Source organism: Amycolatopsis sp. NPDC004378, assembly GCF_053602455.1.
The window spans coordinates 127,867-141,471 of the sequence record NZ_JBSGDR010000005.1; the positions used below are offsets into that span (position 1 = coordinate 127,867).

Annotated in this window: 14 protein-coding genes; 2 read left to right on the plus strand and 12 right to left on the minus strand. The window is 72.3% G+C overall.

Translation table 11 applies throughout. From position 1 onward, the window contains the following. Positions 1-13: 13 nt before the first annotated feature. Positions 14-385, minus strand: a complete 372-nt coding sequence (locus ACWEN0_RS18185) for a YciI family protein (protein ID WP_451974545.1) — start codon at positions 383-385, stop codon at positions 14-16. Between the two features lie 60 nt (positions 386-445). Then, positions 446-1,915 carry an MFS transporter gene (locus tag ACWEN0_RS18190; protein WP_451974547.1) on the minus strand — a complete coding sequence of 490 codons (1,470 nt, stop codon included), beginning with the start codon at positions 1,913-1,915 and terminating at the stop codon, positions 446-448. Between the two features lie 24 nt (positions 1,916-1,939). Between ACWEN0_RS18190 and ACWEN0_RS18195 the strand changes: the two genes are divergently transcribed. Then, positions 1,940-2,383, plus strand: a complete 444-nt coding sequence (locus tag ACWEN0_RS18195; protein WP_451974548.1) for a MerR family transcriptional regulator — start codon at positions 1,940-1,942, stop codon at positions 2,381-2,383. 84 nt (positions 2,384-2,467) lie between these two features. After that, complete coding sequence (locus ACWEN0_RS18200; RefSeq protein WP_451974550.1) at positions 2,468-2,866, plus strand: hypothetical protein; 399 nt, start codon at positions 2,468-2,470, stop codon at positions 2,864-2,866. A 1-nt stretch (position 2,867) separates the two neighbouring features. On the opposite strand, the gene ACWEN0_RS18205 is transcribed toward ACWEN0_RS18200, so the two are convergent. Genes ACWEN0_RS18205 through ACWEN0_RS18250 form a run of 10 tightly spaced genes read right to left on the minus strand, consistent with a single transcriptional unit; the run spans position 2,868 to position 13,591 of the window. Then, on the minus strand, positions 2,868-3,914 hold the full coding sequence (locus ACWEN0_RS18205; protein ID WP_451974552.1) for a radical SAM protein: 1,047 nt from the start codon (positions 3,912-3,914) through the stop codon (positions 2,868-2,870). A gap of 57 nt (positions 3,915-3,971) precedes the next feature. Continuing rightward, a complete protein-coding gene (locus tag ACWEN0_RS18210) occupies positions 3,972-4,499 on the minus strand; it encodes a flavin reductase family protein (RefSeq protein ID WP_451974554.1) in 528 nt (175 codons plus the stop codon). Beyond that, positions 4,499-5,845, minus strand: a complete 1,347-nt coding sequence (locus tag ACWEN0_RS18215; protein ID WP_451974556.1) for an FAD-binding oxidoreductase — start codon at positions 5,843-5,845, stop codon at positions 4,499-4,501. The genes ACWEN0_RS18210 and ACWEN0_RS18215 overlap by 1 nt, the downstream gene beginning before the upstream one ends. Then, positions 5,842-6,180, minus strand: coding sequence for a hypothetical protein (locus ACWEN0_RS18220; RefSeq protein WP_451974558.1), 339 nt, complete (start codon positions 6,178-6,180; stop codon positions 5,842-5,844). The genes ACWEN0_RS18215 and ACWEN0_RS18220 overlap by 4 nt, the downstream gene beginning before the upstream one ends. Next, the gene (locus tag ACWEN0_RS18225; protein WP_451974560.1) at positions 6,177-7,475 is read right to left on the minus strand and encodes an ATP-grasp domain-containing protein; all 1,299 of its coding nucleotides are present in this window, start codon (positions 7,473-7,475) and stop codon (positions 6,177-6,179) included. Before ACWEN0_RS18225 ends, ACWEN0_RS18220 begins: the two co-directional genes overlap by 4 nt. Further along, entirely contained in the window at positions 7,472-8,638 is a 1,167-nt protein-coding gene (locus tag ACWEN0_RS18230; protein ID WP_451974562.1) for an NAD(P)/FAD-dependent oxidoreductase, read from the minus strand. The genes ACWEN0_RS18225 and ACWEN0_RS18230 overlap by 4 nt, the downstream gene beginning before the upstream one ends. Continuing rightward, complete coding sequence (locus ACWEN0_RS18235; RefSeq protein ID WP_451974564.1) at positions 8,635-10,173, minus strand: class I tRNA ligase family protein; 1,539 nt, start codon at positions 10,171-10,173, stop codon at positions 8,635-8,637. Before ACWEN0_RS18235 ends, ACWEN0_RS18230 begins: the two co-directional genes overlap by 4 nt. Beyond that, positions 10,170-10,541, minus strand: a complete 372-nt coding sequence (locus tag ACWEN0_RS18240) for a cupin domain-containing protein (protein WP_451974566.1) — start codon at positions 10,539-10,541, stop codon at positions 10,170-10,172. Before ACWEN0_RS18240 ends, ACWEN0_RS18235 begins: the two co-directional genes overlap by 4 nt. Beyond that, complete coding sequence (locus ACWEN0_RS18245; protein WP_451974568.1) at positions 10,538-11,869, minus strand: SidA/IucD/PvdA family monooxygenase; 1,332 nt, start codon at positions 11,867-11,869, stop codon at positions 10,538-10,540. Before ACWEN0_RS18245 ends, ACWEN0_RS18240 begins: the two co-directional genes overlap by 4 nt. Positions 11,870-11,929: 60 nt before the next feature. Continuing rightward, complete coding sequence (locus tag ACWEN0_RS18250; protein ID WP_451974570.1) at positions 11,930-13,591, minus strand: peptide ABC transporter substrate-binding protein; 1,662 nt, start codon at positions 13,589-13,591, stop codon at positions 11,930-11,932. Positions 13,592-13,605 lie beyond the last annotated feature (14 nt).

The window sequence follows — 13,605 nt, forward strand, 5'->3', positions numbered from 1 at the left end:
GCCACCGGGGCCGTCAGTCCCGCGGCTGAAGGTCCTCGAACTCGACGACCTGGCGGACCTCCACCTCGATCTCGAGGTCGAACAGCTCGACGTACCGCTTCGCGAACTCGACGGCCTCCGCCCGGTCCGCGGCGTTGATCAGCGCGAACCCGCCGATGACCTCCTTGGCCTCGGCGAAGGGGCCGTCGGTGACGCGGACGGCCGCGCCGCGCGGCTTGCGGACCAGGGCGCCCTTGTCCGTCGGGTGGACGCCCTCCGCGGTGATCAGGATGCCCTTCTCGGCCGACTCCTGGATGAACCCGCCCATCTTCGCCATGAACTCCGGGGTGGGGTTCCACGCCTGCGGGTCGTGCTCGTCGATCCGGTGCATCATGAGGAAACGCATGGTCTGCTCCCTGGTTCTCGTCGGCCGGGGCCCGGGTCGTCCCGGGCTCGTGACCGGCCTTCACCCCCGCGTCGATCGGCCGCTCGCGGCGTTCGACATTTTTCCCCCGAGATTTTTCGGGAGCGGCGCAGGCCCCGCTTCGAGCTCGGTGAACAGCGCCGCCGCCCGCCGGGCCGTGACGGCCGCGCGGTCGCCCGTGCTCAGCAGCGCCAGGGCGAGGACGCCGGCGCCGAGCGCGGCCACCAGCCACCACACGCCGGCCGCGGTCCCGGTGCCCGTGCCGGCGATCGTCCCGGCGATCGCGACGCCCAGGGTGGTGCCGGTCTGCCGGCCCGCCGAGGCCAGCGAACCCGCGACCCCCGCCATCGACCGCGGCATCCCGGACACGGCGGTGTTGGTGATCGGCGGGTTGACCGTGCCGAGGAAGATGCCGAACAGCACGTAGACGGCGAGCACCGCGGGCAGCGGCGTCGCCGGGCCGAGCCACGCGGACGCGGCACCGCCCAGGGCGAGCGCCGCCCCGGCGACGACCAGCGGCAGCCGCGGGCCGCGCGTGCCGACCAGCCGGCCCGTCCTGGGCGAAAGGACCAGGACGAGCACGCCGACGGGGAGCAGGCACAGCCCGGCCGTCAGGGCGGTCATGCCGCGCGCGTCCTGCAGGTACTGCGTGGTCAGGAACAGGAAGGCGCCGAACCCGCAGAGCGAGAACAACGCCATGACGATCGCCGAGCTGAACGAGACACTGCGGAACAGGCGCAGTTCGAGCAGCGGGTCGGCGCGGCGCGGCTCGTACCGGAGCAGTCCCAGCACGCCGAGGCCGGCGAGGACGAGCAGGCCGAGCGTCACCGGCGACGTCCAGCCGAGCCACCGCGCCTCGATGATGGCCTCGACGACGCTGCCGAGCACGACGACCACCAGCACCTGGCCGACGAAGTCGAACCGGCGGGCCCGCGGCGCGCGGGACTCGGGCACGAACACGGCGGTGGCGGCGATCGCGACGGCGATGATCGGCACGTTGACCCAGAAGACGGCCCGCCAGCCGAAGCCGTCGACGAGCGCGCCACCGAGGATCGGCCCGAGCGCGAGGGCCAGACCCGACATCGAGGCGAAGACGCCGATGGCGCGGGCGCGTTCGGCGGGCACCGGGTAGACGGTGGCGACGATGGCCAGGGCGACCGGGTTGAGCATGGTGCCGCCGACGGCCTGCACGGCGCGGGCCGCGATCAGCCAGCCGATGCCGGGCGCCAGGCTGCAGAGCAGCGAGCCGGCACCGAAGACGGTGAGCCCGGTGAGGAACACGCGCTTGCGCCCGAACCGGTCGGCGGTCGACCCGGCGAGCACCAGGAAACCGGCCAGCACGAGCGTGTAGGCGTCGACGGTCCACTGCAGGCCGGAGACGGAGGCACCGAGGTCACGGCGGATCGACGGCAGCGCGACCGTGACGATGGAGATGTCCATCACCGCGACGACGATGCTGGCGCAGCAAATGGCCAGCACGAGCGCCGGATGACGCGAAGTCGGAACGTTCATGGCATCGACGCTAGGATTTAGAGCGTGCTCGAAGTCAAACCGATCCCCGAGGCCGGCCTGACCATCGCCGAAGCGGCGCAACGCACCGGAGTCAGCGCGCACACGCTGCGTTACTACGAACGTGCGGGCCTGGTGGTCACCGAGGTCGACCGCACCTCCGGCGGCCGGCGCCGCTACCGCAAGCTGGACCTGGACTGGATCAAGATCTGCACCAAGCTGCGCGCGACGGGCATGCCGATCAAGCTGATCCGCCGCTACGCGGAGCTGGTCAGCGCCGGCCGCGGGAACGAGGAGGAGCGGCTGGCGTTGCTGGAGTCCCATCGGGCGGACGTGCTGGCCCGGCTCGAGGAGCTGCAGGAGAACCTGAAGCTGATCGACCGCAAGATCGGCGTCTACCGCGGCCGGCTGGAGGCCGGGGACGCGGACGGGTTGTGGGCGCCGGGCGGGGTGACCGGGAAAGGGCGTTAGTCCTGACACCGCGACACGCGGTAACGGCGATCGCTCGCGCCACGACTAGCTGCCGAACGGTCGCGCGTCGTGGCGGGAGAGCTGATGGAAGCGAGTGCTTGGGCCAAGCTGTCGGTCCTGGACAAGGTGCAACAGGTCCTCGAGGACGTGTCGGTCGACGACCACCACTTCGGACGGCGGTGGGTGACGGCCTATCAACTGGCCATCCTGCTGGACGAGCGGTACCCCGAGGTGGGTGCGGAACTCGGCCTCGAGGTCGGCGGGGCCGGCACTGGCAGCCACACCAGCCTCTCCCAGTACCTCGCCCGGCAGCTCTCCGGCTTGATCAAGGCCGAAGGCGACCGCTTTCCCGTCGAAGGCGCGTTCCTGTCGAACGAGCACGTCGCGTCGCTGAACTTCGTGGGACCGGGCGGAGCGACGGTGACGAGCAGCCTCACCGACAGCGGTTACGACCTCTCGATGTTCCGCGTCCGCGCGGTGTGACTCAGAACAGCGTCGCCTGGGTGGGTTCCTCCGGGGGCTGCCCCCGCCGGCCGTTGAGGGCGAACTTGTCCTCGATCGCCTTGCCCGGCTCCGGGAAGCCGTACCGGGCGATCACCGGCCGGATGCGGGCCGCGATCTCGTGGCGGTACGCCGTCTCCGAGCCCGACGAATACAACCGCGTGTAGTCCGGCACCAAAGCCGGGTGCGCCGACCGGAGCCAGGCGAAGAACACGTCCTTCACCCCGGAAGACAGGTACAGCGGGTGGAACAGCACGTCGGTCGCCCCCGCCGCGGCGACCGCCGCCACCAGCTCCTCCAGCTGCGCAACCGAATCCGACAGGTACGGCAGGATCGGCGACAGGAACACCGTGCACGGCAGCCCGGCTTCGCGGATCGCGCGGACCGTCGCCAGCCGGGCGGACGTCGTCGCCGTGCCGAACTCCACCGACTGCTGCAGCTCCTCGTCCAGCATCGACAGCGACACGCCCAAGTGCACGGTGCACCGCGCCGAGGCGTGGACCAAAGCCGGCAGGTCCCGGCGGATCAACGGGCCCTTCGTCAGGATCGAGAACGGGACCCGGTGCCCGGACAGCGCGTCGATGATCCCCGGCATCAGCTCGTACCGGCCCTCCGCGCGCTGGTAGACGTCCGTGTTCGTGCCGAACGCCACCTGCGGCGGCAGCTTGCGCTTGCGGGCCAGCTCGTTCCGCAGCACCTCCACGATGTTGGTCTTGACGATCACCTCGTTGTCGAAGTCGCCCGCGATGTTCAGCCCCAGGCGCGTGTGCGTCGGCCGCGCGAAGCAGTACTGGCACGCGTGCGTGCAGCCGCGGTACGGGTTGATCGTGTACTCGCCCGGCAGCATCCGCGCGTCCGCCGGGACGTGGTTCAACGCGCTCTTCGCGAGCACTTCGTGGAACGTCACGCCGCGGAACTCCGGTGTCCGGACGCTGCGCACGAACCCCGTCAGCCGCGCCAACCCGGGGAGTGCGCCCTCGTCGACCCGGTCCGCGCGCTGGCCGCTCCAGCGCATCACGTCTTCGTTCACCCGCCGAGCATGCCCGGGCCGCCGGGGCCCGGGCTAGCCGTATTCGGACATCACCCCCTAGAGCGCTTCGCCCCACTGCCCGGGCCCGGAGACTTGCCGCGGGTCGGTGACCGTGTGGTAGCCGCCGTGCACGAACACCAGGGCCGGCGCGTGCCGGTCGTGGCCGGTCGCCAGGACCTCCCCGACGACCAGCGTGTGGTCGCCGAGGTCGAACTTCTCGGCCAGGGCGCATTCCAGCCAGCTCGCGCCGTCGAGGACGAGCGCGCCCGTCCGCTCCCCCGGTTTCGCTTGCAGGGCCGCGATTTCGGCGGCCCGCGCCGCGCGGGGCCCGGCGAGCCGGCGGGCGAGCTCGCGCGCGCCCGCCGGCAGGATGGACACCACCCAGGCGCCGGTCACCAGGAGATCCGTGAGGAACGCGGATTCACGGCGGAAGGCCAGCGAGACCAGCGGCGGGTCCAGCGAAATCGACCCCAGCGAGTTGACGGTCACGGCGTCGTGCCGCCGCCCGCCCGGCGTGTCCAGGTACGTCGTGGCGACGCACACGCCGGTCGCGAAGGTGCGCATGGCACCGCGGAGATCGGTCATCACAACGCCTGCGGGAACTCGAAGAACCGGTCCGGGTCGTACCGGCGCTTGACCTCGGCGAGCCGGGCGGCGTTCGGGCCGTAGTAGGCGCCGCGCCAGTCCTCGAGGTCCGGGTCGGTGAAGTTGACGTACGACGCGTCCGGCGCGAACTCGCCCGTCTCGGCGTGCAGCGCGTGCAGCCAGTCCAGGTTCGCCGCTACGACGCCCGGCGAGTCGTCCGAAGTCCACGACGTGTCGAGGCTCAGCAGGAACTTCGTATCTCGGTGCGGGAACGCGCTGCCGGCCACCGGAACACGGCCGATCGCCCCGCCCCAGGCGAACAACGCGGCCCCGGCCCCGTCCGGGTTGCCGCTGCCGGGCCACTTTTCGACGGCCCGGACAAGCGCCTCCAGCCCGGCGTCGGCGATCGCGTGCGGCGTGCACCGCGTGCGGACGGCGAACGCCCCGCCCTCGCTGGCGTGATGCAGGAACCGGGCCGCTTCCCAGAAGTCGCGGTCCTCGACGTCCACGCGGTCGGGTGCCGCGACGGCGAAGGCGGGGGCCAGCAGCTCACGCAGCTCCGACGCCGGGCCCAGGTGGTGGCCCACCACGGAGACCACGCCGTCTTCGCCCGCCGAGCGCGCGATGCCGATCCGCGCGGAGAACTCCTCCGGCGCGGCCAGCATGATCTCCTGCAGCACCGCCAGGACCTCGACCGCGTGCGGCCACGCCCAGAGCACCACGCAGGTCGAACCGGCCGGGGCCGGCCGCGCCTGGAACGTGAAGCTCGTGTTGACGCCGAAGTTGCCGCCACCACCGCCGCGGCAGGCCCAGAACAGGTCCGGGTGCTCCGTGGCGGACGCCGTGACGACCTCGCCGGACGCGAGCACGACGTCGGTCGAGACCAGCGCGTCGCACGTGAGGCCGTGCGCGCGGGAGATCGTCGTGACGCCGCCGCCGAGGGTCAGGCCGCCGATGCCGACGGTGTCGGAGTTGCCGAGCGGGAACGTCAGGTCCCACGGGCGCAACCCCGCGTACAGCGCCTTCATCGGCGTCCCGCCGCCGACGGTGACCAGCCCGGTGCCGCGGTCGACGCGGATCCCGGACAGTCCCCCGAGGTCGAGCACCAGGCCGGGACCCGCCGAGTGGCCCGCGTAGCTGTGCCCGCCGCCGCGGACGGACACGGGCACCGACTCCGCGCGGGCCCACTCGACGGCGCGGGCGACGTCGTCGGCGCGCACCACCGAAAGCACCGCCGCCGGGCGGGTGGCGGCGAACCGCCGGTTCACCGGGGCCACGGCGGCGAAGCCGGGGTCACCGGGGAACCGGAGCTCGCCCAGCCCGCGCAGCGCGTCCCACCTGGTCATGACGCGACCGCCTGCGGGATCTCCTCGAGGTAGGAGACGCCGGTGGCCGCGTGCTCGCCGTAGCGCTCCCAGACCTCGCGCAGCACGAGCGTGCCGCCGTGCCACTGCGGGGTGTTGGTGCTGTGCCCGGCGATCACCTCGCCGCCGCGCAGGACCATCGTGTAGGCCAGCCGCAGGACGCCGCCGGCGTCGCAGGTGCCGGTCACCGTGCCGCGCAGGACGTGCCCGCCCGCGAACTCCGCCCAGACCAGGTTCCCCTGCTGGCGGTATTCCGCGTACGTGCCGTCGCCGCCGCCCAGTGCCTGGAACCGGCGGCCGTCGTAGTGGATGCTCATTCGTCCACGTCCAGGAGCCCGGCCGGCATGGCGAGGGTGGTGCCCGCGGGCGGCGGCTCGATCTCGACGGCGTCGAGCTCGACGAGCGAAGCCGCGTGCTCCAGCCGGCCGCGGCACGTCTCGGCGTCGTTCGCCTTGCACACCACGAACGAGTGCCGCGCGATGTAGCCGCCCGGCGGCAGCCGCAGCGTGGTGCCCGGCTCGACCATCGGCGACGCCGTGACCAGGCCGTCGGCGTCCCACGGCACCTCGACCGAGTGCACGACGCAGTCGTGGTCCGGGTAGCCGAACCGGATGCCGGCCACCCCCGAGCGCGTCGGGGTGACGTCCGGGCGCCGGCCGGTGGCGACGTCGAACAGGACGCTGCCCGGGTCGATGCCGGTGGCCGTCTTGCCGAGGAACGGGATGAGGTCGCCGCCGAGCCGGCCGTTGACCTCGATGATCACCGGGCCGCGGGCGGTCAGCCGGACCTCGGTGTGGGTGATCCCGTTCTCGATGCCGAGCACCTTGTGCGCGTCGGCGAGCACGCCCAGCAGCTCCTCGTCGCGCAGCAGCGGGTCGGCGGCGTCGACGAGGTGGCCGGTCTCCTCGAAGAACGGCGGCATGCCGGTGCTCTTGCGGGCGACGAACATCGGCAGGTACTCGCCCTGGTGGACGGCGCCGTCGATGCTGATCTCCGGGCCGTCGGCGAAGCCCTCGACGATCGCGCCGCCGCGGTAGGGCTCGTCGCCGACCAGGCTGGCCTCGTGGGCGACGCGGTAGGCGGCGTCGAACTCCGCCGCGTCCCGGGCGAGCGAGACGCCCATGCTGGCGCCGAGCGCACGGGGCTTGACGACCACCGGGAAGCCGATCCGGGCGACCGCCGCGCGGGCGTCGTCGAGGTCGGCGGCCAGGTGGAAGCCGGGCTGCGGCAGGCCGGCCTCGGTGAGCCGGACGCGGCAGCTGTGCTTGTCGCGGCAGCCGTGCACACCCGGGATGCTCAGGCCCGGCACGCCGAACTCGGCCGCCAGCTCCGCCGCGGGCATCACCAGCGGCTCGTCCCAGCAGAGCACCCCGGCCACGGTGTAGCGGGTCGCGAGCTCGCGGGCGGTCCCGGCCAGCAGCGCGTGGTCGAAGACGTTGACGACGGTGATGTCGTCGAAGTACTCGTGCTGCCAGGTCGGCTTGAGGTTGTTGATCAGGACCAGCCGCAGCCCGGCTTCGCGGGCGCGGTCGGCGACGGACTTGACGAGGTATTCGCGGTACAGCTTGAGACCGCTGCCGATGACGAGCAGCGCACCCGGGTTCGGGTTCATCGGAAGTCCTTTCGGGTCAGGGGAACGAGGGCGGGGCCGGCCAGTTCGGCGACGACGTCGTCGGCGGCCAGCGGGGCGGTGCGGAAGCCGTCGGGGCCGCTGGCCGGGCGGGCCCACGCGGCGGCCCCGACGCGGACGAAGCCGGTGTCGCCGTCTTCGGCCGTGGCGTAGTGGCAGTGCTTGACGCGCACGACGGCGTAACCGTCCACATCGGACACGACGCCGGCGGCCAGGACGCGCGCCGCCCAGCCCGCGTCGTCATCGGGGCCCGACAGGGTGCGCACCTCGCGCCGGACGGCGTCGGTGCTGACCTTGAGCAGGGTGCCCGCCACCGACGGCAGCAGCCACGCCCGCCCGTCGGCGCCGATGCCGCCCGCGGTGGGCGTCGCCGCCCAGGCGTGGGCGAGCGCGGCGGGCGGGCGCAGGTAGACCATCGTCTGCCGGTGCAGGAACACCGGCCGGTCGACCAGCGCCCCGGTCCACGGCCCGGCGGCGACGAGCACGACGTCGCCGGTTTCGGCGCTGCCGTCGGCCAGCTCCACCCGCGCCCGGTCGGCGTCGACGGCGACGGCCTCCCGGCCGGGCCGCAGCTCGGCGTCCGGGTGGTGCCGCAGCCAGCGGGCCGCGGCGTGCAGCACGCGGTCGGCGAGCAGCGTCCCGGCGTGCGGCTCGAGCACGGCACCGCTGCCGCGCGGGAAGCCGACGAGCGGGTAGGCGGACGGGTGCACGATCCGGACCGGGACCCCGGCGGCCGCCGCGGTGGCGACGGCCGCCGGGATCTGCCCGGGCGGCAGGGCCTGGAGCACCCCGACGCGCCGGTAGAGGCCGGCACCCGGCAGGTGGTCGCACAGCAGGGCGTCCAGCTCCCGCCACCGCCGGTGCAGCTCGGCGGCCCGGCGGGTGGCGGCCCGGTCCCCGACGACGAGCGCCCGCAGCGCCCGGTGCTGGTCGAAGGAGGTGGCCCCGGGGTGCGGCACCGGGCCGCGTTCCAGGAGGACCACGCGGTGCCCGGCCAGCACGGCCCGGATCGCGGTGAGCAGCCCGGTGATCCCGGCCCCGACCACGACGACCCGGAGGCCCCCAGCCGTCGCTTTCCCGGGAAAGTGATGCCCTTCGCTTTCACGAAAAAGCGACGCGCTGTCCTGCCAGGTGCCCGTGCTCACCGCCCGGCCCCCGCTTCCCGCAGCCGCGGCAGCGCGACCGGGGTGAACGACTCCGCGTCCGCCCCGGCGTCCGGGCCGAGCACCCGCGCCGCCAGGTCCACCAGGATCGGCGCGGCCCCGCGCAGCAGCCGGTCGACCTCGAAGCAGAAGTCGCCGGCGTCCGCGGCCGTCACCTCGCGGCGGTCGAGCCGGGCCAGCTGCTCGGTGATCGCCTCGGCCGCCCGGTTCAGGCTGAACCCGGCCAGCTCGTACGACGCCGCGAACCGCTCGGCCATCCGCGAAGCCGCGCGGCGCGACCGCGAAGACACCGGCAGCGGGCCCCGCCCGGTCCAGCGGTTCACCTTGTCCGCGACGCGGTTCCAGGGCTCGACCAGCCGCGAAGACGTGACGCTCGCCAGCGCGTCCCGGCTGAAGCTGGTCCGCTGGTGCTCCGGGCTGGTCGCGGCCAGGTGGAACCGGATCAGGTCGCGCGGCACCTCGGCGGCCAGCTCCCGGCTCCACACCACGTGCCCGCGGCTGGTGGAGAACTTCTTGTGGTCCAGCTCGTAGAACTCGTTGGTCAGGTACCGCGTGGGCACCTCGTAGCGGCCGTCGAGCGCGAAGAGCATGGCCGGGCCGGCGATCGCGAACGGGTAGATGTTGTCGAACCCGAGGAAGTACACGATCTCCGAGCCCGCCCCGGCGAGCCACAGCGCGTCTTCCGGACCCGGCCGGCCGGACCGCGCTTCCGCGGCCAGCGCCGTCGCGTGCATGCTCCACGCCATCGGCTCGGCGTTGGGGTTGACGCGCTGCCCCGCGACCTCCGGGAAGGGCACCTCGATGCCCCACGAGATCGGGTAGGTCACCGGGAAGTCCGGCAACGGCCGCGCGAGCATCGCCGCCATCGCCTGCGCCATGTGCGGCCGCAGGCCCGAGGCGTGCGCCTCGAAGTGCGCCCGCAGCTGCTCGCGGTAGCGCTCGACGGGCAGCACGAGCACGTCCGCTTCCCGCAGCTCCACCGGGTCCGCGGGGTCCAAAGTGGACCGGACGTCCAGCAGCTCCCCCGCGGCGACGAGCTGCCCGCAGCTCTCGCACAGCCCAGCGCACCCCTCGGCCAGGCACTCCGGGCAGCTGCCCGACGCGAACCCGTCCACGAGGAACTCGCCGGTCCGCGACGAGTACGGGAACTTCATCGTGCGCAGCTCCAGCTTGCCCGCCGAGTGCAGCCGGCCGACGAATTCGGCGACCCACCGGGTGAACCGGGCGTCGTCGCCGGTGTAACCGTCGACGCCGATGCCCATGGCTTCGAGGCTCGCGGAAATCTGCGCGGCGGAGGTCGCGACCAGCTCGGCCGGCGTGACGCCGCGCCGGTGCGCGGTCGTCACCACGAACGTCGAGGTGTCCTGGAACCCCGTGCCCAGCAACACTTCCCGGCCCTGCGAGCGGGCGTAGCGGGTGTGCACGTCGGCGGCCAGGAACGGGCCGGCGATGTGCCCGAGGTGCAGGTCGCCGTTCGCCGTCGGGGCCGGCGAGATGACGACCGTGCGGGAGCTCATGACACGCCTGCTTCGTGGCGGGCCGTGAACTGCGCGGCCATCTCGGTGTCCCACCAGACGCCGTAGTACTCGAAGTCCGCGTCACCCTCGTTGGCGACGCAGTGCTTCGAACCCGGCGGCAGCCGGACGACGTCGCCGGCGGTGAACGGGTGCGGCTCGTCGTCCACGACCAGCGTCGCGCTGCCGGAGACGGCGATGAAGATCTCGTACTCGTGGTGGGCGTGCGGCGTGGACGTCGTGCCCGGGCGCAGGACGCACCAGGCCCCTTCGAACGGCGCGTTCAGCTGCGGCCAGGGCAGCAGGCGCTGGGAGTCGAGCCCGTACGCGCGTTCCAGGTTTTCGCGGTCGAGCGAGCGGATGTCGATCATACCGCCACCACCACGGACTCGTCGGACCGGCGGAGGTCGTCGTCGGGACCCGCACCCGTGGCGCGGCGCTCGACGATGTCGCCCGCGATCTCGGCCGAGCGCTGCGCGAGCACGCTGATCAGCGAGTCCGAGATGCCGTGCGTCGCCTCGTTGACGCCCTGCAGGTACAGCGCGCCGTGGGCGTCTTCACCGAGGTCGGCGCGGTACTGCCGGTTGACGGTGACGCCGTCCAGGCCGATCGCGCCGGCCAGGCCGCGGACCATCGACGGCATCCGCGGGTCGAAGCCGGTGCCGAGGAAGACCGCGTCGCAGTGCACCCGCTCGACCGTGTCGTGCTTGAGGTCGCGGACGTCGAGCACGATCTCGCCGCCTTCGGCGCGGGCGCCGACGACGTCGGCCGAGCCGCGGATCGTCGAGACGGGCTGGCCGAGCATCTTCTGCTTGTAGAGCATGGTGTAGAGCTCTTCGAGGAACGGCGCGGCGAGGCCGCCGTAGTTGGTCAGGTGCATCTCTTCCAGCACCTTCGCCCGGGCCTCGTCGGACATCGTGAAGAACTCGTCGACGAACGACGGGAAGAACAGCTCGTTGACGAACTTGCTGGTCTGGTAGTCCTTCAGCGCGATCGACCGCAGCAGCAGCGTCGGCGACGAGCCCGGCGCCTCATGGTGCAGGGCCATGAACATCTCGGCCGCGCTCTGCGCGCCGCCGACCACGACCGGCCGCAGCGCCTTGCCCGGCCGGGCCAGCCCGACGGTCTCCGCGACACGGGTGCTGAACTCCGTGCTGTGCACGACCCGCTCGGCCGGCAGCCCGCGGAACACCTCGGGCACGTGGGCGTCGCGGCCGCCGCCGACGACGAGGTCGCGGCAGAGGATCGTGTCGCCGTCGGACAGCGGGACGGTGAAGCCGAGCACCCGGCCCGACTCCGAGTGGATCGGCAGGACGCGCTCGGCGCGGGCGTTGTAGCGCACCTTCACCTGCTCCAGCGAGTCGGCCACCCACTGCAGATAGGCCGAGACCTGCCAGCGGAACGGGTTGAACGTGCCGAGGTTGACGAACTCGTCGAGCTCGCCGCGCTCGTGCATGAAGTTGAGGAAGGAGAAGCGGCTGCGCGGGTTGCGCAGGGTCACCAGGTCCTTCACGTAGGACACCTGGCTGCGCGCCCACGGCAGCATCAGGTTCCGCTGCCACTTCACGTCCTCGTACTGCTCGAGGACCATCGCGCCGCCGGCCACGCCGGAGCGGCCGCACTCCTCGAGGGCCACGGCCAGCGCGAGGTTCGCCGGGCCGGCCCCGATCATCAGGACATCCACTTCGTGGACAGTCATCGCTGTTCTTCTTTCCGGGATCGACGTGCGGCGCGCCGGGTCGCGGCGCGCCGCACGGAGCTACTTGCTGACGGTGACGCTGAACAGGTCGAGCTCGCGGAACTGGGTGGGCTGGACGTTGTGCAGCCGGGACGCCCACGCGGCGGTGCCGGACTGCCACCAGATCGGGATGGTCGGCATGTCCTGCAGGACGAGCTTTTCGGCCTGCTGGTACAGCGCCTGGCCCTGCTGCTGCGACGGCGCCGCGTCGGCCTGCTTGAGCAGGTCGTCGACCTTCGGGTTCGAGTACTGGCCGACGTTCGAGGCCGCGCCGGTGCGGAAGAGCGGGTTGAGGAAGTTCTCGATCGACGGGTAGTCCGCGACCCACGCCGAGCGGTAGATGCCCGTGACGGACCGGTCGTTGAGCTTCTTGCGGAACTCGCCCAGCGTGGTCTGCGGGGTGAACTTGCAGGTGTGGCCCAGCGAAGCCTGGATCTGCTTGCAGATGACCTCCATCCACTCCTGGTTGCCGGAGTCGATGTTGGACGTCAGCTCGATGTCACCGGTGAAGCCCGAGGCGTCGAACAGCTGCTTGGCCTTCTGCGGCTGGTAGGTGCACAGCTCGCCGCACTGGTTGTCCAGGTGGCCCTGGACGTTCGGGGCGACCAGGCCGTCGGCCGGGGTGCGGCCGCCGTTGAACACCTGCTGGATCAGCGACTTGCGGTCGATGGCCATGGAGATCGCCTGGCGGAACTGCGGGCTGTCGTAGCGCTTGTCGAACAGCGGGAACGCGATCGCCTGGTAGCCGAGGTAGGTGTAGGTCTTGCGGCGGTCGTCGGGCAGGTCCTTCTTGATCTTGCCGCCCTGGGTCGACGTCCACGGCGTGAAGGAGAGGAAGTCGAGCTTGTTGGCCAGGACGTCGGCGTAGGCCTTGTCGAGGTCGGTGTAGAAGCGGAAGTCGATGCCGCCGATGTTCGGCTTCTGCGCGCCGGCGAAGCCGTCGAACCGCTTGACGACCAGGTCCTTGCCCGGCGTGTAGGACTCGAACTCGAACGGCCCGTTGCCGATCGGGTGCGCCTCGAAGGCCTTGCGGTCGGCGAAGAAGCTCGCGGGCATCGGGAAGAACGCCGCGTAGCCCAGCTGGACGCCGAACTCCGAGAACGGCGCGTCGAGGGTGACGGTGAACGTCCTGTCGTCGACGATCTTCAGGCCCGACAGCGTCTTCGCGGCCGGCAGGGTGGCCGGCTGCTTGCCGTCCGCGGTCGCGTTGTTGACCTGCGCGAAGCCCTCGACGTGCGAGAAGTAGCTGGCGCCGGCCATCAGGTTCGGCGAATACGCGGTGTAGTTCCACGCGTCGACGAAGCTCTTCGCGGTGACGGGCGTGCCGTCGTGGAACGTCCAGCCGTCCTTGAGCTTGATCGTCCACACCTTGGAGTCGGTGGTGGTGACCGAGTCCGCGACGGCGTTGTGCGGGGCGGCCGTCTTGGCGTCGTACTCGATCAGGCCGCGGAAGAGCGTGCCCAGCACGCTGATCCCGCCGACCTCGGTGGTGTTGCCGGGAACCAGCGGGCTGGCCGGTTCGGTCTCGCTGTAGCTGATGACGGCGTCGCGGTCGATGGCCGCCGCGGCCGGGGCGGCGGCGCCGTCCGGGGTCGGGGCGGTAGTGCCGGACGGCGTGCTGCACGCCGTGAGCGTCACGGCCAGCACGGCGGCCGCGCACACGGCGGCCCGGAGCTTTCGCATGGGTGTCTTCCTTT

Bases quoted from the DNA above. Each gene is read 5' to 3' on its own strand.
- ACWEN0_RS18185 (WP_451974545.1), bottom strand. From the start codon at position 385: ATGCGTTTCCTCATGATGCACCGGATCGACGAGCACGACCCGCAGGCG.
- ACWEN0_RS18190 (WP_451974547.1), bottom strand. From the start codon at position 1,915: ATGAACGTTCCGACTTCGCGTCATCCGGCGCTCGTGCTGGCCATTTGC.
- ACWEN0_RS18200 (WP_451974550.1), top strand. From the start codon at position 2,468: ATGGAAGCGAGTGCTTGGGCCAAGCTGTCGGTCCTGGACAAGGTGCAA.
- ACWEN0_RS18210 (WP_451974554.1), bottom strand. From the start codon at position 4,499: ATGACCGATCTCCGCGGTGCCATGCGCACCTTCGCGACCGGCGTGTGC.
- ACWEN0_RS18215 (WP_451974556.1), bottom strand. From the start codon at position 5,845: ATGACCAGGTGGGACGCGCTGCGCGGGCTGGGCGAGCTCCGGTTCCCC.
- ACWEN0_RS18220 (WP_451974558.1), bottom strand. From the start codon at position 6,180: ATGAGCATCCACTACGACGGCCGCCGGTTCCAGGCACTGGGCGGCGGC.
- ACWEN0_RS18225 (WP_451974560.1), bottom strand. From the start codon at position 7,475: ATGAACCCGAACCCGGGTGCGCTGCTCGTCATCGGCAGCGGTCTCAAG.
- ACWEN0_RS18235 (WP_451974564.1), bottom strand. From the start codon at position 10,173: ATGAGCTCCCGCACGGTCGTCATCTCGCCGGCCCCGACGGCGAACGGC.
- ACWEN0_RS18240 (WP_451974566.1), bottom strand. From the start codon at position 10,541: ATGATCGACATCCGCTCGCTCGACCGCGAAAACCTGGAACGCGCGTAC.
- ACWEN0_RS18245 (WP_451974568.1), bottom strand. From the start codon at position 11,869: ATGACTGTCCACGAAGTGGATGTCCTGATGATCGGGGCCGGCCCGGCG.
- ACWEN0_RS18250 (WP_451974570.1), bottom strand. From the start codon at position 13,591: ATGCGAAAGCTCCGGGCCGCCGTGTGCGCGGCCGCCGTGCTGGCCGTG.